The sequence below is a fragment of the Serratia sp. CY81684 genome, assembly GCF_052166595.1.
In the GTDB taxonomy this organism is placed as follows: Bacteria; Pseudomonadota; Gammaproteobacteria; order Enterobacterales; family Enterobacteriaceae; genus Serratia; species Serratia nematodiphila.
The window spans coordinates 770,998-792,393 of sequence record NZ_JBJNOO010000003.1; the positions used below are offsets into that span (position 1 = coordinate 770,998).

Sequence of the window (21,396 nt, forward strand, 5' to 3'; positions counted from 1 at the left end):
TCATGGAAGAGATTCCTGTATCACCCTATTCAAAAGTATTTATCGATGAATATGACCGCCATCCAGAAGGCTGTAATTACAACGTATTGGTGCTGCAGCGTATTGAGGGCGCGCTGGATCCCATCAGATTACAAGCTGCGCTGAATGCGCTGGTGCAAGATCATGTCCTGCTGAACAGCCATATTCATGAACAGAATGGCGAGCTGTATTGGCGTCGCAATGACGCAATCCATCCTTTGCAGCATTACACGGACCGCACGCTGCTGACCCAAGTGATTCGCCAGCCCTTCGACATTTACCGCGGGCCGCTTTATCGTTGGGCGCTTTTCGCCGAGGGGGCGGGGCGCTATACCCTGGCGCTGGTGGGCCATCATCTGGTGATCGACGGCGCGTCTTCCGACGAGTTTTTCTCATTGGTGAGCCAGTACTATGGTCAACAGCGGTTATCGACACGCCTCGAGGCGGCCGAGATTGCCGCCATCAACCGGCAGCTGCAGCGCGAGGTGGAACAACTGGCCGCCGACGGAGCGCTGGCGCACTGGCGGGCCGAAGCGGCAAATTTGGGCGCGATAGACGTGCCCTTTGAGAAAAGCGGCGCCGTGCGAAACGATGAGGCGGCCGAGCTGCGTTTCCAGGTGCCCAAAGCGCAATGGAAAGCGCTGAAGCAGGGCGCGGGAATACGGCGAATGAATGACTTTCTGGCGTTGCTGGTGCTGTGGGGCATCTTGATGGCGCGCAGCGGCAATCAGGAAACGGTCTATATCAGCTATCCGGTGTCGATAAAAAAGGGGCAAAGATTTGCGCTTGGCGGGCATGTAAACACCAGCGTGATGCCCCTCTCGCTGCGTGACGGCGAAGGCTTCGCCGCCGTTTATCAACGCGCGCTGGCGTTTATTACCGCCGCGGCGCCGCACTCGCGCCAACGGTTTAACCAACTGCCCACGCAACAGGTGGTGCAGGCGTTGGGGATCCGCGCGATGCCGATTTCCTTTGCCCAAACCAACCTGCGCGATGCGGCATTGGCGCTGGCCGATTGCGCCACTTCGCCGCTGTTTGAAGCCAACCACGATATGGCCAGCGCGTCGCTTTCCCTGGAATATGAGGATCGGGCCGACAGCGATGCCTTGCAGTTCCGGCTGCGTTTTCGTCAGGACATGTTTAACGAAGAAGATATGCGCGACTGCGCGGAACATTTCATGCGCTTGATGCAAGCGGCGATGCGCGCGCCTGACGCGCCTTTACGCCACCTCGCCTTTTATCCCGCCGCCGACATGCCGCCAGATGACGACGCGGCCCCCGCGTTGCCGAGAGAAACCCTCAGCGCCCGGTTTGAGGCGATCGCGCTGCGTTATCCGGATAAGATTGCGCTGGAGTTTGAGGGGCTGTATGTCAGCTACCGTGAGCTGAACGGCATGGCGAATAGCCTGGCGCGCGAAATTACGCTCCGCTACCAAGCGCTGACCGGGGGCGCCCCCCAGGCGGATACGCTGATTGCGCTGTACAGCGAGAAAAGCCTGGAAATGGTGGTGGCGCTGCTGGCGGTGCTGAAAACCGGTGCGGCCTATGTGCCGCTCTCCTGCAATTATCCTCAGGCGCGCATTCGGCATATTCTCGAAGAAACGCGCGCGCCGGTGCTCATCGCCGGGGAAAGCCTGCAGTCGGCCGCCGAGGCGCTGGCGGCGATGATGCCGCACGCCGTGTCCGTCCTCGCGCTGGGCGATCTGAACCGCCTGCCGCACGAGCGGCAGAATCTGCCGGCCGTCACCGGCGCCGACCGGCTCGGCGCGGTGATCTATACCTCGGGATCGACGGGGATCCCGAAAGGCGTGATGCTCGAGCAACACGCGATGTGCGGGTTGGCGACCGCGTCCGGCATCGCTGTCACGCCCGATGACGTGTTGCTCTTCCTCTCGAGCCCGGCGTTCGATGCGGCGACGTTCGAGGTGTGGGGCGCATTGCTCAACGGCGCCAAATTGGTCGTCGTGCGCGACACGGAGGATATCGCCGGCGATGTGCCGCAGTTGGAAGCCTTGCTGCGTCGGCAGCAGGTATCGATTCTGTGGGCGACGCGCAGCCTGTTCGATCATCTTTACCTCAGTCACCCCGACCTGTTCGCCGGGCTGCGCTGTCTGCTGGTGGGCGGGGAGGCGCTGACCGCCACGCTGATGCAGCGCCTGGTGCGGCAAGCCAACCGCCCGCAGCAGGTCATCAATGGCTATGGCCCGACGGAATGCACCACGTTCACCACGATGTACGCCATCGCGGCGGACGAAACCCGCAGCAGCATCCCGATTGGGCGAGCCATACCGGGGCGCGAACTTCATGTGCTGGATCGCTGGCTGCAGCCGTTGCCGCCAGGGCTGGCCGGCGAGCTGTATATCGGCGGAGACGCGCTGGCGCGCGGCTATCTCAACCAGCCGCAGCAGACGCAAGAGCGTTTCATTACGCTGAACGGGCGACGCTTGTATAAAAGCGGCGATCGGGTGCGAGAGTTGCGCGACGGCAATCTGGAGTATCTCGGCAGAAACGATTGCCAGGTAAAAATCCGCGGTTTCAGAATTGAACTCAGCGAAATAGAGAACACGATCAATGCGCTGGAGGGCGTCGAGAAATGCGTCGTGGTGGATGTCGTCCATCGCGATAGCAAGCGCCTTGCCGCTTATGTGCTGATGGCGCGGGGCGAGCCGCTGGATCCTGCCGATTTGCGCGCCCGGCTGGAGCGGATCCTGCCGGATTACATGGTGCCGTCCAGCTATGTCGCGCTCGACGAGATACCGCTGACGGTGAACGGCAAGCTGGATCGCACGGCGCTGCCCGCGCCGCAATTCGCGCAAAGCGAGCGATATGCCGCGCCGCAGAACGCGCTGGAGGCGTTGATTTGCGCCCTGTGGGCGGAGATCCTCGGCGTTGAACGGGTAGGGGTGGATGACGACTTCTTTCGTCTGGGCGGCGATTCGATCCAAAGCATCGTGTTCACCAGCGAATTGAGCAAGTCGGGCTATCACAGCAACTCGCGTGCGGTGTTCGAAACCCGGAATGCGCGGGCGCTGGCCAAGCGCATTTTGCTGCAACGGGAGGCGATTGCGCCGCTCAATGAACAGGGCGAGCTGCAGGGCGAATTCGAATTGCTGCCGATTCAGCGCTGGTACAACGAGCAGCCGCCGCAACATCGCGCCTTCTTCAACCAGACTTTTTTGGTGCGGGTGCCGCCGATGTCCGCCGAGCGCGTGGCCGATCTGGTGAACGGGCTGGCGTCGCGCCATGACATGTTGCGCGCGCGGTTTAGCGCCGACGATGCCGGCGCGCTGGTCGCGCAGCGCTATCTGTCGGTGGCCGACGGCGGCCCTTCATGGGGATACTATGACCTGGCGCTTTGTCGCCAAAGCCGCGCCGAACTTCTGCATCAATGGCAATCGGGGTTTGATCCGGTAGAAGGGCCGCTGTGCCGCTTCGTCTACATTTTCGACAGCAGCGCGCCCGGTTACGCGCTGATGTTCTGCGCATTCCATCATCTGATCATCGACGTGGTGTCCTGGCGCATCATCGTCAGAGACATGCGACGGTTGCATCAGGGGGAATCGCTGTCGGCGAAAGGCACCAGCTACCGGCAGTGGGGCGAGACGTTAAGGCACTACGCGGCGAGCCGGCATGACCAATGCGCTTACTGGTTGGCGATGATCGCCGGGCAACCCGATTACGCCACGCTCAGCGAGGGGGCGCAGAGTCCAGCGTTTTGCCGCTTCGAGTGCGACGCGGCGTTGACGACGCTGTTGATGGACAGCTGTCATCAGGCCTACCGCACCTCGATCCGCGATGTGTTGCTGGCGGCGCTGGCGCCGGTGCTGCAGGCCTGGCATGGCCGTGCGGACAGTTACCTGACGCTCGAACACCATGGCCGCGATATCAATGACGATAAGATCCAGCTCGACGACACCGTCGGCTGGTTCACCGCCTTACTGCCTTTGCGCATCACCGCGCATCAGAGCCCAAAACACACGCTGCGCGCCATCAAGGACGCATTAAGAAAGATGCCGGATCACGGCATCGGCTATTCGGCGCTGAAATACGGTTCAGCGTCGGACGACGAAGCGATAGCCTGCCTGCGGCGCCACCGCTTGCCGGCCATTTCATTCAACTATCTCGGGGTCTTTAACGAACAGACTGACGACGCCTTGTGGGCCTTGATCGACCAAACGGCGGATCTGGAAAACGGCGCGCTGCCGGCGAGCGACAATGTGCTGGATCTGGTGCTCTACGTGCACGGCGACCGGCTGAGCATCGTGATGTCGGGCTTATTGCCGCAGGCGACGCTGGCCCGGATCGGTTCGCACTATCGGGAGAGCCTGTCGGCGCTGGTCGCACACTGTTGCCACGAGGCGAGCCAGGGCGTTCGCCTCGCCAGCCCGGGGGACTTCCCCCATGCCAACGTCAGCCTCGCCGAGTTGGACCGCTGGCAGCAACGTCATCGCGTCGCCGCCGTTTTCGAGGCTACGGTCACGCAGCGGGAATTGATGTATTTCAACCGGCTTAACCGCGAGTATCAGATCGATCAGGCCGTTTATGAGGTGGCCGGCCCGCTGCAGCCGGAGATGTTGAACCAGGCCTGGTCGCTGGCGCTGCAGCGATTTGAAATGCTGCGCGCCGGGTTCGGCGATCAAACCCGCCGTGGGCGACCCAACGTCTTCATCTGCGAGACGCTGCAGGCGCCGATCGCGATCGAGGATTGGACCGACGCGCCGCCGTCCTTGCTGGAAGAAAGGATGGAAGCGCTGTTGGCCCGGGAACGAGAAACCTCGTTTGAGCTGGATGCGCCGCCGTTGATCCGCTGGCGCCTGATCAAGTTGAACGCCGATGAGCACTATCTGGTGCAGACCTTTAACCATATCTTGTTCGACGGTTGGTCCCTCGGCGTTCTGTTCGAACACTGGTTCAACGACTACCTCACCTTGCTGGAAGGGGGCGCGCCGGCGCTGGAAATTAACCGATTTGAGCCTTTCGCCGCTTATGTGCGCGCGCACGGCGACGATCCCGAGGCGCAGGCGTTCTGGGCGAACTATTTGCGCGGGGCGCCGGTCAACCAACGTTTGCCGTTGAGCGCTTCGCCGGATGCCGCGCCGCAGGGGCGACGCATGCGGCAATATGGCGCGGAATTCAGCGCGGAACAGGTGGCAAGCCTCACTGCGTTTTGCCGGCGCCAGGGGATCACGGTCAATCAACTGACGCAGCTGGCCTGGATGCTGGCGCTGGCCGAAGCGCTGGCCTGTGACGATATCGCGATCGGCACGACCATGAGCGAGCGCCCGGCGGACATTGAACAGGTGCAGACGCTGTTTGGCCTGTGTGTCGCCAGCCCGGTGCTGCGCCTGCAGGCGATTCGCCGCCGGCCCATTTATGCGTTGCTGGCCGATATCGCGGATTCCCAGACGCTGAGGCAGAAGTACGCCTTTTCCGAACTGAACCGCTACGACGAACAATGGGTGCCCACTTCGCCGTTCGGCAGCCTGTTTGTGTTTGAAAACATGCCGCAACCGCAGAAGGATCCGCGCTTGCCGTTTACATTCCAGGTGACGGATATCGTCAGCGGCAGCAACCACCAGACGGTGCTGTGCTTGTTCCCCGAAGCGGAACGGCTCGCCATTTCACTGTTTTATGATTCTCACGAGATAGCTCAGGAGACCATCGTTGCGGTAGGACGCCGTTTTCAGGCCATTGCGCTCGCGATCGCCCACCTTCCGCCCGACAGCGAAATCCGCGCCGAAGACGGGATTATCCAGGCGGAGGAGGCGTGATATGTGGCTTGCTATCGACGGCAAAATAAAATACCGGGCGATCGTGAGCGATCTTGACGGAACCTTGCTGGATCCTGCCGGAAATCTGTCTGATCTGACGGTGGAAACGCTCAATATCCTGCATGCCCGCGGGCTGGAAATCGTCATCGCGACAGGCCGTTGCGATGCGGATGCGCGCGGGATTGTGGATGGCCTGGGGTTCTCGCCGGCGATCGTCTCCTGCAATGGCGCGATGGTCAATATCGAGGGGCGGCCGGTGGCGGATAAAAGCTATTTCCTGCCTCGCGACAGCCAAATGATGTTGATGGATTACCTCTTCGCCTGTCCGCTCCACGTGACGTTGTTCACCCAGGAAGGATGGATGATGGCCGAAGAGAATCCGCATTTTGCCGACTATATCAAAACCTCGGGCGTCGCTTGCCGCTATGTCGAACCGGAGGCGATGAAACGGCAACCGATCCTGAAAGTGCTGCTGCAGGGGGAAGCGGCGCTGATCGAGCGGTTTTACGACGAGGTCAGTCAGGCTTTCGGAAAAACGCTGTCCATCTGTAAGTCCTCTGCGGAAACGATAGACATCATGGATAAGCATATTTCCAAGGCCAGAAGCGTGGCCGACTATCTGAGCGCCAAACAGATAGCGATGCGCGATTGCCTCTCTTTCGGCGATGCGATGAACGATTTAGACATGCTGCGCTGGGCCGGAACGGGGGTGGTGATGGGCAATGCCATGGGCGAATTGAAGCGCGCGCTGCCGTTTAACCCGATTGCGTTGCCCAACAGCCGCAATGGCGTTGCCGATTATCTCTGCCGTGAGTTCGGCCTGTTCTGACATTGTCACCGCCGCGCGGGTGAACGCATTGGCAACAGGGTCTTTCGTGGGCAGATAACAAGGAGGTGAACAAACAGTGAGGGTTTCATTTTTTCATTACTAAACATGTCGATAAATACAAAGGAGACAGTATGAAAGAACTGACTGAAGCAGAAGTCATGGCGGTTTCCGGCGCAGGCATCGCTTCCGATGCCGGCAAAATCCTGGGCAATGGCATTGGCGCCATCGTAGATGCCGGTACCGGTCTATTCGGGATCCACGCGGATGCGGCGGGCGCCGGCGCCAAACTCGGTGAGGGCATTGGCGCCGTCATCGATGCCGGTATTAGCGCCTTCTCGCAGCTGTTTGGCCGTAAATCGTCATAAGCCCGGCCCTTAATGAAAAGTGCCCGCAAGGGCACTTTTACCTCGCACATGTCGGGAGCCGGAAGAACGGCAAAGGGAGAGTTCATGGCGAATAAAATCATCTTGATCATGGCCATCAATCTGTTCGTGGCGGTGGCGTTGGCGGTGTTTAACTTTATCTATATCCAAAAGAAGGTGGATATACGCGCCCCCAATGACGCCACGCCCTTTCAGGTGACCGAGAAAGCGCAGGGCAGGATCGTCTCCATGCAGCAGACCTCGGTATTTCTGAACAACAATCCGGTGGTGGCGTTTACGTTGGAAATCAACGCCAGGCGCAAACAGTTTACGATCGCTGACCATCGGGAGGTCGTGCTGTATATCGCCATGAGCCGTTATGAGGAAAACGGCGTTTACAGCCTATTGCTGGGCGAGAACGACAGGGACGTGGCGTTCGAAAAGGACAGCTTTGGCTATCCGATACGCTTTCATCAGGTGCTCTAGGCGCGCGGAAGGTTTCCTGCCGCCAGGCGGCGTAAAAGGGATTTGCCACGGACAAAGGGGGGAGGAAAAATGCTAAAACGCATCGGATACACCGCGCTGATTTGCCTGGCCTTAATCGGCGGCCGGCAGGCTATGGCGGCAGAGGAAGATCGCTGCTTTGCGGACGAACATTCCGCCTTGCACACCGTTATTCCTTGTTATAACAATCAGTTGGCGATATTGCCTCTGTCATATTCGTTAAAGGGCGTGGATAACGGCCATGACGTGTCGATACGTCATTATCGGTTGATGTCGCAATCCTGGTCGCCGCAAGACGCCATCCGGCCGACGCAATGGTGGCACGATGTGGATATTTATATCCCCAACGGGGCGCTTGCCCGTAAAGCGTTGGTGCTGATGAGCGATGACTGCGCTTGCGCCGCCGCAGGGGCGAGCGGGGCAGGCAAGCAAAATGCGACGTTTTCCGTCGCCATGCCGGCGGCCTTGGCGGCGGAAAGTCACACCGTCGTGATTGTCGTCAACCGGCTGCCTTATCCGTACCTGGAATATCAAAATGAGGGGCGGCGTCGTGCGGGGGAGGACAGCCAGGCCAGAGGCTGGCGATTGTTCCTGGACGATGCGGATGAATACTTGATGATGCCGCTGGCGATCCCCATGACGGCGGCCTTGTCGCAAACCATGACGCTGGCGCAGCGCGAATTGAGCCGGTGGGGGATAGATAAATTCATCGTGGCGGGCGCGGCGAGCGGCGCAACCGCGGCGTGGCTGGCGTCATTGTCGGATGAGCGCATCGATGCCGTCGTCGCCATGTTCCCGGATGGGATCGCGGCGCGGCAGGTCTTGAAGCATACCTATCGTACGTATGGCGGCCGTTGGCCGTTGGCGTTTCATCCTTATTACCAACTCGGCATCGATCGGCGCATAGAGACGCCGGCGTTCGACAAACTGATGCAAATAGCGGATCCCACCGCTTATCCGCCGCCGCCGGCGGGAGAGCGGCCAGCGGTACCGAAATATGTCATCATCGCCAGCGGCGACGAACGTTATCCGCCGGACAGCACGCGATTCTATTTCAGCGCCTCACCGGGAGAGGCTTCGCTGCGCGCGATGGCCGACGGGGATCGCGCGGCAAGTCGGCCGGCCGCCGAACGCGCCATACTGGCGATGATCAAGCGCCGCCAGCGCGATATCGCGTTGCCGACGATCGAGGTGCAAGGCAGCGCCGCGGATGCTGCGGTGCGCACGCTGCGTTTTTCCGAACCGCCGGCCACCGTGCGGCGCTGGAGCGCGCACAACCGCACGGCACGAGATTTTCGTTATTCGTGCGGCGTACGCTTTACCCCGGAGCCGTTGGCCGCAGCGGAGGCCGATCGCGGCGAGTTTCGTCTGGCCGCCCCGGTGCAAGGCTGGGAGGCCACCTTTATCGAGGCGGTGTTCAACGATGGGTTTATCGCGACCACGCCGGTCTTTATCACGCCGGACGATAATTATCCGTCCGCCGTTCCCGCGGGCGATGGCCTGGCGTGTGAAACCCTACCCGGCAGAGGGTTGGGTGAAGATTATCGCCATGACGATTAATTAGCGGCGCCGAAAAACATTAAGGCGGCAATGCGTTATTCTGCGCGACAGAGCGCATTGCTGCCTTATTTTCGAAATATTGAACGGCGCCAGACAGAATATTTCTGCGTAACGCCATTTTCTCGTTGTCACATGACCGCGCCGGTTTCACGAACGGCGAATGCCTTATTCTCCCTCCTGTTCGATAAACTGTTATCGCCATGCTTTTCCTCTTCTTCTGCTCCTCTCGCTGCCGCCGCGTCGTGATGCCTTTCGTAATATAAATGTCATTTATTTCAGGGCGAGTTTTATCGCCCGGCTTTCATTTTACGGCGATGTCACCTGATTTTTCGCCTGAGAGGGAAATGAGGAGGATCTGGCGAAAGCGTCTTCGGATAGCGCGATAATAAATTCTCTTACTGCCAGATGAATGAATCAGGAAATGCCGATTTGGCGGTTTTTTCAAAATAAAATTAAGAATGATGCTAATTCTATTTGGGGTAATTATCTTTTCTCATCTTTACATTGATTTTATGTATTGCTAAAGGGGGAAAGCTAAGCATAATTAACTGTGAAAGGAGCGGGGCTCCTATTCTTCCTGTCCGGGTTCTCCGTGGCGGGGATATTTTGAAGTCTGTCTAATCAAAAGGAGAAGTACCCATGATGGAAAAAAAAGTGATTATGTTGGCATTTGTCGCGGCAGCGTGTTCAAGCGCTTTACCTGCTCTGGCAGCAGATGGTCAGGTTAATTTTACCGGGAATATTGTCGATGCTGCGTGCAAGGTCACGAATGACTTGAGTAATCCATTAAATGTTGTTTTGGGTGATGTGGCCCGAACGGCATTTGCGGGTGGCAAGGGATCAACGTCCAGCGCGACAAAATTCACGCTGGAAGTCACCGATTGTCCGGATACGGTAAAAAGCGCCACCGTTAAGTTTGACGGCGCGGCCGATAACGGCGACAGCAACGTATTACAGCTGACTCAGGAAACGGATGTCGCTACCGGCGTCGGTATCCAACTGTCTGATATTTCTAACAGTGTTCTGCCGCTTTACACGGCGTCGACGGCTTATCCGTTGGCTTCCGGCAGCGGCGTGAAAAATAACCTCGATTTTACCGCCCGCTATATTTCCACGCAGGCAGATGTGACCGCCGGTAAAGCCAATAGCGTCGCCACCTTTACGCTGAATTATAACTGATAATATTTTCTTGCCCGCTGGTTCACAGCGGGCTGTATTGCCTCGGAGATAATATTATGCGTTTTAATCGCTACGGCGCCTTAGCGGCTTTCATTATTTTATTGTTTGCGTCTACGGTTCACGCCGGCGTGGTGATTGGCGGGACGCGGGTGATATTCAACGGCGAAAAAAAAGAAGCGTCAATCAGCGTGGAGAATCCGGATAAAGAACCGTATTTGATTCAGTCCTGGCTGGAGAATCAACAAAGCGGGGTGGATAAAATCGCGTTTATCGTTACGCCGCCTTTATTTCGGCTGGACGGCAACCAGGAAAATATGCTGCGCATCGTGAAAGTGGGTGATGACTTACCGAAAGATAAAGAAAGCTTGTATTGGATGAATATTAAATCCATTCCTTCAACAACCCAGACGGGTAAATCGAATACGCTGCAAATAGCGGTCAAGACCCGCATTAAATTGATTTATCGGCCGGCGCCGCTGCTCCGCCAGGTACCCGAAGAGGTGACGCAGCAGCTGAAATGGCAGCGTGTCGGTTCAGAATTAAAACTCACCAACCCAACGCCTTATTATATGAACTTCCATTATGTCCGTATCGGGGGGCGGGAAATGAAAGAGGTGGCATATATCGCGCCGATGAGCAGCGAAATGTTTGTATTGCCCGTGGCGGGCGCAACGTCGGTAAGCTGGAAATTAATTAATGATTATGGCGGCACAGGTAAAGAACATCAGTCAGGTATTTAATCTGTAAGGGAAGGCAGAAAAAGGGATAAAACATTTCAATAATGGAGCTAATGAATGATAACTCAAAAGCGTATATTAGCGAAGCGGGATGCTTGGCTGAAACGCATAGCCTTATTCACGGTAACAACGGCGGTATGCGGCAATATGGCTAATCCCGCCTTCTCTCGTGACTATTTTAATCCGGCGTTGCTGGAAACTGGGCGCTCAGGTCAGCAGCACGTCGATCTGTCGATTTTTGAAAATGGCCAGCAGGTTCCCGGCACGTATCGGGTCGATATTTGGGTGAACGACATGCTGCTGGAAACGCGCGAGGTGTCGTTCGCTCTGCGGGCCGGCAGCGACGAGAAGGCCGATCTGCAGCCTTGTCTGACGCGGGAAGATCTGAAACGGCTTGGGGTGAAAGTTGAGCTGTTTCCCGGTTTGGCCGGTGCCGATCGCTGCGCGAATTTGGCCGCGATCCCACAGGCCTCGGCGCAATTTCAATTTAACCGCCAACGCCTGATGCTGAGTATCCCCCAGGCGGCGTTGGAAAATAAGGTGCGCGGATACGTTCCGCCGGAACAATGGGATGAAGGCCTGCCGGCGATGCTGCTGAACTACGGCTTCACCGGCAGCAACAGCAAGGGGCGCGATCGATTCACCCAGAGCGCAAGCAGTTATTACCTCAACCTGCGGCCGGGCTTCAACCTGGGCGCCTGGCGAGTGCGGAACTACACCACCTGGAGCTACAACAGCGCCGGCGGCGGGCGAGCGTCGGAGGATCGTTGGGACTCCGTCTATACCTACGCCCAGCGCAATATCATCCGCCTGAAAAGCTTGCTGACGCTCGGCGAAAGCAGCAGCCCGTCCGATGTGTTTGACAGCGTGTCGTTTCGCGGCGCGCAGCTGGCTTCCGATGACGACATGTTGCCGGAAAGCCTGCGTGGTTATGCGCCGGTGGTGCGCGGCATCGCGCGCAGCAATGCGCAAGTGGTCATTCGCCAAAACGGCTATGTCATCTACCAGAGTTACGTTGCGCCGGGCGCGTTTGAAATTTCGGACATGTACCCGACCGGCGGCAGCGGCGATTTGGAGGTGACTATCAAGGAGGCGGACGGCAGCGAACAGCACCTGACCGTTCCCTTCGCCAGCCTGCCGGTGCTGCAACGCGAAGGGCGGCTGAAATATGCGCTGACCTCGGGGCAATACCGCACTTACGATCACAGCGTGGATAAAAAGATCTTCTCGCAGGCCAGCCTGATTTATGGCTTGCCCGCCGGTTTCACCCTGTATGGCGGCGGCCAATTCGCCGGGCCGTATCAATCGCTGGCATTGGGTCTGGGCAAGAACCTGGGCGAGTTCGGCGCCCTGTCGGCCGACGTCACCCAGGCGTGGGCAAAGCAGGAGCATCAGCCGAAAAGCGATGGTCAGTCGTGGCGCGTGCGCTACAGCAAAAATATCGTCGAGACGGGGACGAACTTCGCCATCGCCGGCTACCGCTATTCGACCAGCGGCTACTATGGGCTGCAGGAAGTGCTGGACACCTATCGCAGCGGCAACCGTTACGCCCCGATAGACCGCCGCAAAAATCGCGGCGAAATCACGCTGAACCAGAATTTATGGGAAGGGGCGGGGTCGCTTTCACTCAGCGCGGTCTCCGAAGACTATTGGGGCTCCGAGCGCAATATGCAGTCGCTGAGCGCGGGTTACAACAATAGCTGGAATGGCATCAGCTACGGTGTTAACTACAGCTACAGCCGGAATTCACAGGCTATTTACGGCGATTCGAACCGCGGGCGCATTTACGATCGCGATCAGATCTTCGCTTTCAACATCAGCGTGCCATTAGAGAAATGGCTGAGCAACACCTACGCCACTTACAACCTTAACACCAGCAAAAAAGGCAATACCAGCCATACGGCGGGCCTCAACGGCACGGCGCTGGCCGGCGGCAACCTCAGTTGGAGCGTACAGGAAGGGTATGGCAGCCAGGGCCAGGGCAACAGCGGCAACGCCAACGCCGACTGGCGCGCGACGTACGGTGAACTCACGGCGGGCTACGCCTACGATCGCAGTCAACAGCGCGTCAACTACGGGGTGAAGGGCGGGGTGATCGCCCATGAAGACGGTGTGACCTTCGGTCAACCGTTCGGCGAAACCGTCGCCCTGGTGCAGGCGGCCGGCGCGAGCGATGTGGCGGTCGGCAATCAGGTCGGGGTGAAAACCGACTGGCGCGGCTACGCGATCGTTCCTTACGCCACGCCTTATCGCAACAATTCGATTCGCCTCGATGTCGACAGCTTGCCGGATGATGTCGATCTCGAGTTGACGAACCAGTCGGTCACGCCGACTCGCGGCGCGGTGAGCCGGGCGAATTTCAAAGCCAACGTCGGCAGACGGATTTTGATGAAGGTGACGGACTCGCAGGGGGCACCTCTGCCGCTGGGCGCCAGCCTGCGTCTTGCCGAGGGGGCGACTCAGCCGTTCCTGGTCGGCGGCGACGGCGTGGTCTATCTGAGCGGCATGGCGGAAAAGGGCCTGCTCATCGCGCAGTGGGGCAGGAATGGCGAGAACCAATGCCGCATCCGTTACCAGTTGCCGGCGGAGCCGCCGTCAGCGGGTCTCCAAACCCTAAACGGCGTTTGCCAATAGATCTCGCTCTATTTCCATCATGACTTTTAAGTGAGAGTGAAAATGAACGTTTTTCTCAGGATATTCGGTTACGGCGCCCTGGTGTGGCTGGCGACGCTCACGACGGCGGTTTATGCCGGCACCTGTACCACCAACGCGAAAACCGCCCGCATGGGGTTGCTGACGCTGGCCGTGGATCCGCGCATCGAAGTCGGCGAGCAGTTGGCTGTTCGAACCGAGAACAGCATTAACGGCACGACGTTTTCTTTTCTTTGTTCCGGTTCGGTCGCCTATCGCTCCATGTCGCCGCTGACGCCGAGCGCGCTGCCCGGCGTATTTGAAACGGGCATTGAGGGCGTGGGGGTGACGATTTCAGACTTATGGCAGAGCAATAAGAACGTGCCCGTCAACACGGCGATTTCGCCCAACTTGCTGACGCCGTGGATCAATCGAAACGATGTTCGGCTGACGTTTATTAAAACCGGCCCGATCAAAACCGGCGGCGATATGGGCGGGAAAATTATCGCCAGATATTATCTGGATTCGACCTCCATTTTGGATATCAGTATTTCCGGCATGAAGGTCATTCAGAAAAGTTGCCTGGTTGATTTGAACTATAAAAATCAAACGGTGAATCTGGGCAGCCCTAAACGCAGCGAGTTTAACGGCGTCGGCAGCACGGCGGCGTCTTCCGAACGCAATTTTTCCGTGGTTCTGCAATGTCAGGAGGACAATATTCCGGTTCAGGTCACGTTCGAGGCGGCAGGAAATTCGCCAGGCGTGGGAATGATTGATATCGCCGACGGCGCCGATGCGGCGAAGGGCGTCGCCGTGGAAGTGTTGGATGAGAACCGTAATCCATTAACGTTTTCCAGACCGATCAATTACCACACCGCGGCTGAAAAAGAGATCAGGATCCCCTTGATGGCGCGCTATAAGCAAACGGGAGCCATTAGCCCCGGGCAGGCCGACGCGGTGATGACATTCACCATTACGCAGAATTAAAGAGACCCCCATTAAAAATATAATGTCGTCTGTTCGCGCGACATTATTGGTGGCATCAGGCGCTGCAGGCCGATGCCAATGCAATGACAACACGCATGTATGGCCGTGTTTGTCCGTTTAAATATGGAGATTAACCAATGAAAGAACTGTCTGTTATCGAAATGAACGAAGTGTCAGGCGCTTATTCCTGGGATATGAGCAATGGACTGTCGGGGCTGATTGGCAGCGCCGTTTCCAATGCCGCGGAAGCCGTTTCATCCATCGCTCTGGGTGCCTCCGTGGGCAGCATGGCGGGCGCCGTCATCGGCGGTAAGCACGGCGGCGACGGCGGCGGCCTGCTGGGCGTCGGCTCGATTGGCCAGGGCGTCGGCATGGTCGCCGGCGGCATCCTGGGCGGCGTAGCCAGCGGCGTGGCCGCAGCCGTTATTGGCTGGGACACCACGCTGGAATACTCCAAAAAAGGCCTCGATGGGCTGATTAACGGCACCATCAGCTAAATCCATACGCGGTCCAAAGCCGCAGCGTTCTCGCTGCGGCTGTCTCCCGGTCAGGCAAGCGCAGGTTCTTCCTATGAGTGATAATAAGAGCAGGAATATTTTCCGCCAGGAGGCGGTCAATTATCAACGTCAAAGATGGACCGGCAGGGCGCTGTTAATTTCCGGCGCGTCGAGCCATGTGATTGCCGCCACCTGTTTCACTTTTATTCTGATCCTGGCGGGCGCACTCTATTTTTGCGAGTACACGCGCCGGGTCGATGTTGAAGGCGAGGTGATCAGCATCCCGCATTCCACCAATGTGTTTTCCTCCCAATACGGCTACGTGAGCCAGGCATTTCATAAAGCCGGTGACGTGGTGGAAAAGGACGAGCCGCTGTATGTGATTGATGTCTCGAGAAGCACCACGTCCGGCAATGTCAGCCATATCGCGGCCAGCGAAATAAGCAAACAGATTAGCAATCTGGATTCGATAATCAGCAAGCTGAATAAAAATAAAACCGCCATGCTGGATAATTTGCGCAAACAGATCAATAGCTATGAAAACGCCTATAAAGAAACCGAGAAACTGAACCTCAGTGCCAAAGAGGGGATGGATAAAATGCGGGATAGCCTGAAAAATTACGAACACTATTTGACGAAAGGCCTGATCACCAAAGATCAGTTAAATTATCAGCGTTCGCTTTTTCAACAACAGCAAAGCTCGTATCAGGCGCTCTACAGCCAAAAGATCCAGCAAAATATTCAGCTGTCGCAGTTGCGCAGCGATTTGCTGATTCGCGCCGCCGATTATGACAATCAGATATCGCAAAGCGAATCGCAACGCAGTGATTTACAACGCCAGCTGGCGGAGTCCAATGCCGGCGGCCAGGTCATTATCAAAGCGCCGCTCAAGGGGAAAATCGAGTCGCTGAGCGTGACCGCCGGGCAGGTGGTCGAGAGCGGCAGCAGTCTGGCGCAAATCAAACCGATTGATAACATCAAATATTATCTGGTTTTATGGCTGCCGAATAACAGTTTGCCCTACGTGAAAATCGGCGATGGCATCAACATTCGCTATGAAGCCTTCCCGTCGGATAAATTCGGTCAGTTTCCGGGAAAAATAGAGTCCATCTCGTCGGTCCCCGCCTCCCCGCAGGAAATGTCGGAATACAGCAGCGGAAATAAAAGGGAAAGGAACGCCTACTACAAAGTGCTGGCGTCCATCAGCGACACGCAATTCAGCGATAAAGGCAAATATCTCGAAATCAGCAGCGGGCTGCAGGCCAGGGTCATCGTCTTCCTGGATAAGAAACCGCTTTATCAGTGGGCGATCGCGCCTTTGTATGACATAAAAAACAGCGTTGTGGGGCGAGTCGATGAAGGACAATAATCTCTTTGAACGGATCAACGAGAAGTTAACCTTCTCACTGCGCAAGCGGGTGCCGAGCATCTTGCAGTCGGAGTCATCGGAATGCGGCCTGGCGTGCCTCGCCATGATCGCCTCCTATTACGGGTTTAATGTGGATATGCTGAGCCTGCGGCAGCGATTCGGCATTTCCACCCAGGGTGCGACCCTGGGGACGATCTCTCAAATCGCGTCGCAAATCCAGCTGAAAACGCGCGCCTTGTCCTTGGACATCGACGAAATCAATCAGCTGAAAACGCCCTGCATACTGCACTGGAATATGAATCACTTCGTGGTGTTGGTTAAGGTGCAGCGCGCCGGTTTTGTCATTCACGATCCGGCTTTCGGGCGCCGAGTGATCGGGCTGCAGGAGATGTCGAATCATTTTACCGGCATCGCGTTGGAGCTGTGGCCCGACAGGGCCTTTCAAAAAGAGACCCTCAAGACCCGTTTGCGCCTGCTGGATTTGATGAAAAACATCGAGGGCCTGCCGGGGACGCTGCTCAAGATCTTTGCGTTATCGATAGTCATCGAGTCGGTCAACCTGCTGCTGCCGGTGGGAACCCAACTGGTGACCGACCATGTCATTCAGGCGCATGACTACAGCCTGCTGACGGTCATCTGTTTGGGGCTGATCTTCTTCACCTTGTTCCGCGCGGTGGTCAGCATCGCCAGGGCCTGGATCTCCATCGTGCTCGGGACGCTGACCGATATTCAGTGGAAGACGACGCTGTTTGAACACCTGATGAAGCTGCCGCTGGATTTTTTCGAGAAACGGCACCTGGGGGACATTCAATCGCGCTTTTCCTCGCTGGATGCGATCAGAACCACCTTTACCAATAATATCGTCAGCGGGATCATCGACGGTATCATGACGGTCGGGCTGTTCGCGATGATGATGGTCTACGGCGGCTGGCTGGTCTGGGTCGTGGCGGGCTTCACTCTGATCTACATCCTCATCAGGATGATGACTTACAGAACCTACCGTCAATTCTCGGAGGAGCAGATCGTCAAGGCGGCCAAGGCCAACTCGCATTTCATGGAGACGCTGTACGGCATCTCGACCGTCAAGGCGCTGGGCATCAAGGAAACGCGCTCCAGCTATTGGCTCAATCTGAACGTCGACGCCGCCAATACCAATATCAAAATCACTCGATTCAATATGATGTTCGGCGGGATCAATACCTTTATCACGACGCTCGATCAGGTGGCGATCCTGTGGCTTGGCGCCATGATGGTCATCGACAATTCCATGACGCTCGGCATGTTCATGGCGTTCAATGCCTATCGCGGCCAGTTCTCTCAGCGGGCCTCGAGCCTGATCGACCTGGCGATCGGCTTGCGCATGCTGTCGCTGCACAATGAGAGGATATCCGACATCGTCTTTACCGATGCGGAGACGGAGTCCGCGCCGCGACAGGTTTTCCCCTCGGGCACGGGGATTGCCATTGAGGTAAAAAATCTTACGTATCAATATGACGCGCTGTCGCGGCCGATCTTCAAAGACCTGAACATGCGCATTGCGGCCGGCGAAAGCGTGGCCGTCGTGGGCGCCTCCGGCGCGGGCAAGACCACCTTGCTGAAGGTGATGTGCGGTTTGCTCAGCCCCACTTCCGGCCAGGTTTTGGCCGACGCGATGGATATCCATAAAGTCGGGGTGAATAACTACCGTAACGCGATCGCCTGCGTGCTGCAGGACGACCGGCTGTTCTCCGGATCCATTGCGGAAAACATCAGCGGGTTTGAGGTCAATGCCAATAAAGAGCTGATCATGGCCTGCGCGATACACAGCAATATCCACGATGAAATCATGCAGATGCCGATGGGCTACGAAACCCTGATCGGCGAGTTGGGCAACGGCATCTCCGGCGGGCAAAAGCAACGTTTGTTTATCGCGCGCGCCCTCTATCGCCGCCCGAGCGTGCTGTTTATGGATGAAGCGACCAGCCATCTGGACGTTGAGAATGAGTCGGCGATCAACCGGGCGATATCTTCGCTGAATATTACGCGCGTGATCGTCGCCCACAGAAAGTCGACCATCGACTCGGCCGACAGGGTGGTGGTGCTGGGGGCCGAGAGCGGCGCGCCGGCAGGCGGCGGTGAATAAAGGGCGCTTGCCGGCGCCGGGGGCGAAGCCGGCAACGCAGGCTGTCCCCGCGACCTAAATCGCGGTAAAATGCAGCAGTTGACCCTATCGCATTCCATCAGGCCGTCGAACCCGCTATGAAAACGCGCAAACCGCGCCGCCCGCCCGGGCGGTGGATCTATTACATCCTGCATGAAGACATGCTGTGGCCTTGCCCGGTCAAATGGGAGTGGGAGAGCGGCTATAACGCCTGGTTGCCGTTTTACTATTCCCCCACGCTGGAATTCGTCGCCGGCAACCCCGCCCGCGCCACCAAGGTCAGCAGCGGCCGGCGCTAAGCGTACTGCCCGCCTTGCCGCCCGGCATCCGCTCACCTAAGATCATTGCATCACCCACAGGTTTCCGGGAGCGTCCATGTCTACTCTGTTTCGCACGTCTCTTTGCGGCGTAGCGGCGTTGTTGCTGCTTGCGGGTTGTCAGCAGACGGCGCACCAACCGGCGCCGCCGCTGCAGGCGCAATTGGATCACATCGCTTTGATGTTGGCCGGCGGGCATTTCCAGCGCGTGGACTGCGGGCGCAGCGACGTGCCGGACGACGTGAAATTGCAACGTACCGCGATGCGTGCAGCGCAGCACCGCGGCTGGGATACGCAGGCGGCAGGGTATCGGCAGTTGCCGGCGCTCACCCAGGCGCGTTACCTGACTCTGCAACAGGATAGTCAACTGCTGACGGACAAATGCGCCACGCTCAGCCGCAGCACCGCGCGCTTTATCGCGGCGGCGCAGGCCGATCAGGAAGACTACATGGAGTAGCGCTACGGTGTGCCTGTCGGGCGCTCGCCACGGGCGCCCAAAAATTCTTTGCAGGATAACGATTTATCGCTCATCATTTGAAATGATGTTTCACTTTTATCCATCGAGCCCACCTTGAACCTGTATGCCGCACTGCGTCAGCGCGTGGAAAATACGCCCTGGTACGCCAAACGGAAAAGCTACCGCGTGCTGTTCTGGCGCGAAATCACGCCGCTGGCGGTGCCGATTTTTCTGGAGAACGCCTGCGTTCTGTTGATGGGGGTGCTGAGCACCTTTCTGGTGAGTTGGCTCGGCAAAGAGGCGATGGCCGGGGTGGGGCTGGCGGACAGCTTCAACATGGTGATCATCGCCTTTTTTGCCGCGGTGGATCTCGGCACCACCGTGGTGGTGGCCTTCAGCCTCGGCAAGCGCGATCGCCGGCGGGCGCGGGCGGCGGCGCGTCAGTCGCTGGTGCTGATGACCGGCGTGGCGCTGCTGTTGGCGGCGGGCATTCACCTGGCGGGCGAACCGATCATTGATGTGATCGCCGGCGCGGCCTCGCCGGAGGTGAAAGCGCTGGCGCTCTCTTACCTGCAAACCACGGTGTGGAGCTACCCGGCGGCGGCGATTGCGCTGATCGGCAGCGGCGCTCTGCGCGGCGCAGGCAACACCAAGATCCCGCTGCTTATCAATGGCGGCATGAATATCCTCAATATCATCATCAGCAGCATCCTGATTTACGGCATGCTGGGCTGGCATGGCCTGGGGTTCGTCGGCGCCGGGCTGGGGCTGACGATTTCCCGCTATATCGGCGCCATCGCCATCCTCTATGTGCTGGCGATCGGTTTTAATCCGGCGCTGCACATCACGCTGAAAAGCTATTTCACGCCGCTGAAGATGAGCATCCTGTGGGAAGTACTGGGGATCGGCATTCCCGCCAGCGTCGAGTCGGTGCTGTTCAACGGCGGCAAACTGTTGACGCAGATGTTCGTCGCCGGCATGGGCACCAACGTGATCGCCGGTAACTTTATCGCCTTCTCCATCGCTTCGTTGATCAATTTGCCGGGCAACGCGCTGGGCTCGGCTTCGACCATCATCGTCGGCCGGCGGCTCGGCAAAGGCGAGATCGGTCAGGCGGAACGGCAGCTGCGCCATATTTTCTGGCTGTCTACCCTCGGGTTGACCGCTATCGCCTGGGGTACGGCGCCGTTGGCCGGGGTATTCGCCGCGTTTTATACCTCGCAGGATGACGTGAAAACGGTGGTGAAAACCCTGATTTGGCTCAACGCCGCCTTTATGCCGATCTGGGCCGCTTCCTGGGTGTTGCCCGCCGGGCTGAAAGGCGCGCGCGACGCGCGCTTCGCCATGTGGGTGACGATGCTTGGCATGTGGGGCTGCCGCGTGGTGGCGGGCTACGCGCTGGGTATCGAACTGGGCATGGGCGTGGTGGGTGTCTGGTTGGGGATGTTCCTTGATTGGGCGGTGCGCGGCGCCTTGTTCTACTGGCGCATGGTCAGCGGGCGCTGGCTGTGGAAATATCCGCGGGCCAAACGCCGGGAGGCCGGGTAACGTCGGCCGCGGGGCACCGGCGAGATGGCCTCAGTATAAAAGCGTCATCGCGCTGAAGAACAGCAGCGTCAACGCGATGATGATGACGTTTTGCGTGGCTTTGCGCACCAGCTTGCTGGCGCTCAGGCGGCTGTCGATGACGTAGAGCAGCGGCACCATCAGCAGCACATAGGCGAACATCAACATGGCGGTAAAGGGCTGCAGATTCATTCATGTTCCTCCTGTGCGTCATCATGGCCGATCAGGTGTATCAGTACGGCTTGCGTCTGGCGGTGCTGGCCGATAAAGGGCGAAGTGGCTGGCGACGCCGGCGCGAACGTCAGGCCGGCGCGTCGCGTTTTCACCGCCGCTTGCAGGATCTTCTTTCGATGCTTCCGAGTATGGTCGACCATGCGCCTCCGAATAGGGCCGCCCGAAGGCGGCCGATCGTTGTATTGCCCATTAAGCTGGAGAGGATCGCAGCCGCTGCCGGGGCCGCAAAGGTATAATA

General features: G+C 58.1%; 17 protein-coding genes. 15 read left to right on the forward strand and 2 right to left on the reverse strand.

Features of this window, described 5'->3' with window-relative positions; genetic code table 11:
* Window positions 1–2 precede the first annotated feature (2 nt).
* From ACJ8QF_RS11490 to ACJ8QF_RS11560, 15 genes are all read left to right on the forward strand, one after another.
* A complete protein-coding gene (locus tag ACJ8QF_RS11490) occupies window positions 3–5,789 on the forward strand; it encodes a non-ribosomal peptide synthetase (protein ID WP_275094941.1) in 5,787 nt (1,928 codons plus the stop codon).
* Window position 5,790: 1 nt separating this feature from the next.
* A complete protein-coding gene (locus ACJ8QF_RS11495) occupies window positions 5,791–6,618 on the forward strand; it encodes a Cof-type HAD-IIB family hydrolase (protein ID WP_004935307.1) in 828 nt (275 codons plus the stop codon).
* Between the two features lie 131 nt (window positions 6,619–6,749).
* Window positions 6,750–6,983, forward strand: coding sequence for a hypothetical protein (locus ACJ8QF_RS11500; protein WP_004935304.1), 234 nt, complete (start codon window positions 6,750–6,752; stop codon window positions 6,981–6,983).
* 84 nt (window positions 6,984–7,067) lie between these two features.
* The gene (locus tag ACJ8QF_RS11505; protein WP_004935300.1) at window positions 7,068–7,466 is read left to right on the forward strand and encodes a hypothetical protein; all 399 of its coding nucleotides are present in this window, start codon (window positions 7,068–7,070) and stop codon (window positions 7,464–7,466) included.
* 69 nt (window positions 7,467–7,535) lie between these two features.
* Window positions 7,536–9,044, forward strand: a complete 1,509-nt coding sequence (locus tag ACJ8QF_RS11510; protein ID WP_442537525.1) for a PhoPQ-activated protein PqaA family protein — start codon at window positions 7,536–7,538, stop codon at window positions 9,042–9,044.
* 639 nt (window positions 9,045–9,683) lie between these two features.
* The gene (locus ACJ8QF_RS11515) at window positions 9,684–10,223 is read left to right on the forward strand and encodes a fimbrial protein (protein ID WP_004935293.1); all 540 of its coding nucleotides are present in this window, start codon (window positions 9,684–9,686) and stop codon (window positions 10,221–10,223) included.
* A gap of 56 nt (window positions 10,224–10,279) precedes the next feature.
* On the forward strand, window positions 10,280–10,963 hold the full coding sequence (locus ACJ8QF_RS11520) for a fimbrial biogenesis chaperone (protein ID WP_160125593.1): 684 nt from the start codon (window positions 10,280–10,282) through the stop codon (window positions 10,961–10,963).
* Between the two features lie 54 nt (window positions 10,964–11,017).
* Entirely contained in the window at window positions 11,018–13,594 is a 2,577-nt protein-coding gene (locus ACJ8QF_RS11525) for a fimbria/pilus outer membrane usher protein (protein ID WP_261125684.1), read from the forward strand.
* A gap of 42 nt (window positions 13,595–13,636) precedes the next feature.
* Window positions 13,637–14,578 carry a fimbrial protein gene (locus ACJ8QF_RS11530; protein WP_033643645.1) on the forward strand — a complete coding sequence of 314 codons (942 nt, stop codon included), beginning with the start codon at window positions 13,637–13,639 and terminating at the stop codon, window positions 14,576–14,578.
* Window positions 14,579–14,715: 137 nt separating this feature from the next.
* A complete protein-coding gene (locus tag ACJ8QF_RS11535; protein WP_004935280.1) occupies window positions 14,716–15,075 on the forward strand; it encodes a hypothetical protein in 360 nt (119 codons plus the stop codon).
* Between the two features lie 73 nt (window positions 15,076–15,148).
* Window positions 15,149–16,444, forward strand: a complete 1,296-nt coding sequence (locus tag ACJ8QF_RS11540; RefSeq protein ID WP_004935276.1) for an HlyD family secretion protein — start codon at window positions 15,149–15,151, stop codon at window positions 16,442–16,444.
* Window positions 16,431–18,566, forward strand: coding sequence for a peptidase domain-containing ABC transporter (locus tag ACJ8QF_RS11545; RefSeq protein WP_004935271.1), 2,136 nt, complete (start codon window positions 16,431–16,433; stop codon window positions 18,564–18,566). The genes ACJ8QF_RS11540 and ACJ8QF_RS11545 overlap by 14 nt, the downstream gene beginning before the upstream one ends.
* Window positions 18,567–18,682: 116 nt before the next feature.
* Window positions 18,683–18,883 (forward strand): hypothetical protein, encoded by a 201-nt coding sequence (locus tag ACJ8QF_RS11550; RefSeq protein WP_015378375.1) that lies wholly within the window; start codon window positions 18,683–18,685, stop codon window positions 18,881–18,883.
* A gap of 76 nt (window positions 18,884–18,959) precedes the next feature.
* On the forward strand, window positions 18,960–19,358 hold the full coding sequence (gspS, locus tag ACJ8QF_RS11555) for a type II secretion system pilot lipoprotein GspS (protein WP_442537526.1): 399 nt from the start codon (window positions 18,960–18,962) through the stop codon (window positions 19,356–19,358).
* Between the two features lie 114 nt (window positions 19,359–19,472).
* Window positions 19,473–20,906, forward strand: a complete 1,434-nt coding sequence (locus ACJ8QF_RS11560; RefSeq protein WP_004935263.1) for an EmmdR/YeeO family multidrug/toxin efflux MATE transporter — start codon at window positions 19,473–19,475, stop codon at window positions 20,904–20,906.
* Between the two features lie 30 nt (window positions 20,907–20,936).
* Here ACJ8QF_RS11560 and ACJ8QF_RS11565 read toward each other — a convergent pair whose 3' ends face one another.
* Together ACJ8QF_RS11565 and ACJ8QF_RS11570 are read right to left on the reverse strand one after the other, a co-directional pair.
* Complete coding sequence (locus ACJ8QF_RS11565) at window positions 20,937–21,116, reverse strand: hypothetical protein (RefSeq protein WP_004935260.1); 180 nt, start codon at window positions 21,114–21,116, stop codon at window positions 20,937–20,939.
* On the reverse strand, window positions 21,113–21,298 hold the full coding sequence (locus tag ACJ8QF_RS11570) for a hypothetical protein (protein ID WP_033643635.1): 186 nt from the start codon (window positions 21,296–21,298) through the stop codon (window positions 21,113–21,115). The genes ACJ8QF_RS11565 and ACJ8QF_RS11570 overlap by 4 nt, the downstream gene beginning before the upstream one ends.
* Between the last annotated feature and the right edge of the window lie 98 nt (window positions 21,299–21,396).

What these genes read in the sequence shown, in the direction of transcription:
- ACJ8QF_RS11490 (WP_275094941.1), top strand. Translation starts at nt 3, where the DNA reads ATGGAAGAGATTCCTGTATCACCCTATTCAAAAGTATTTATCGATGAA.
- ACJ8QF_RS11495 (WP_004935307.1), top strand. Translation starts at nt 5,791, where the DNA reads ATGTGGCTTGCTATCGACGGCAAAATAAAATACCGGGCGATCGTGAGC.
- ACJ8QF_RS11500 (WP_004935304.1), top strand. Translation starts at nt 6,750, where the DNA reads ATGAAAGAACTGACTGAAGCAGAAGTCATGGCGGTTTCCGGCGCAGGC.
- ACJ8QF_RS11505 (WP_004935300.1), top strand. Translation starts at nt 7,068, where the DNA reads ATGGCGAATAAAATCATCTTGATCATGGCCATCAATCTGTTCGTGGCG.
- ACJ8QF_RS11510 (WP_442537525.1), top strand. Translation starts at nt 7,536, where the DNA reads ATGCTAAAACGCATCGGATACACCGCGCTGATTTGCCTGGCCTTAATC.
- ACJ8QF_RS11515 (WP_004935293.1), top strand. Translation starts at nt 9,684, where the DNA reads ATGATGGAAAAAAAAGTGATTATGTTGGCATTTGTCGCGGCAGCGTGT.
- ACJ8QF_RS11520 (WP_160125593.1), top strand. Translation starts at nt 10,280, where the DNA reads ATGCGTTTTAATCGCTACGGCGCCTTAGCGGCTTTCATTATTTTATTG.
- ACJ8QF_RS11525 (WP_261125684.1), top strand. Translation starts at nt 11,018, where the DNA reads ATGATAACTCAAAAGCGTATATTAGCGAAGCGGGATGCTTGGCTGAAA.
- ACJ8QF_RS11530 (WP_033643645.1), top strand. Translation starts at nt 13,637, where the DNA reads ATGAACGTTTTTCTCAGGATATTCGGTTACGGCGCCCTGGTGTGGCTG.
- ACJ8QF_RS11535 (WP_004935280.1), top strand. Translation starts at nt 14,716, where the DNA reads ATGAAAGAACTGTCTGTTATCGAAATGAACGAAGTGTCAGGCGCTTAT.
- ACJ8QF_RS11540 (WP_004935276.1), top strand. Translation starts at nt 15,149, where the DNA reads ATGAGTGATAATAAGAGCAGGAATATTTTCCGCCAGGAGGCGGTCAAT.
- ACJ8QF_RS11545 (WP_004935271.1), top strand. Translation starts at nt 16,431, where the DNA reads ATGAAGGACAATAATCTCTTTGAACGGATCAACGAGAAGTTAACCTTC.
- ACJ8QF_RS11550 (WP_015378375.1), top strand. Translation starts at nt 18,683, where the DNA reads ATGAAAACGCGCAAACCGCGCCGCCCGCCCGGGCGGTGGATCTATTAC.
- gspS (WP_442537526.1), top strand. Translation starts at nt 18,960, where the DNA reads ATGTCTACTCTGTTTCGCACGTCTCTTTGCGGCGTAGCGGCGTTGTTG.
- ACJ8QF_RS11565 (WP_004935260.1), bottom strand. Translation starts at nt 21,116, where the DNA reads ATGAATCTGCAGCCCTTTACCGCCATGTTGATGTTCGCCTATGTGCTG.
- ACJ8QF_RS11570 (WP_033643635.1), bottom strand. Translation starts at nt 21,298, where the DNA reads ATGGTCGACCATACTCGGAAGCATCGAAAGAAGATCCTGCAAGCGGCG.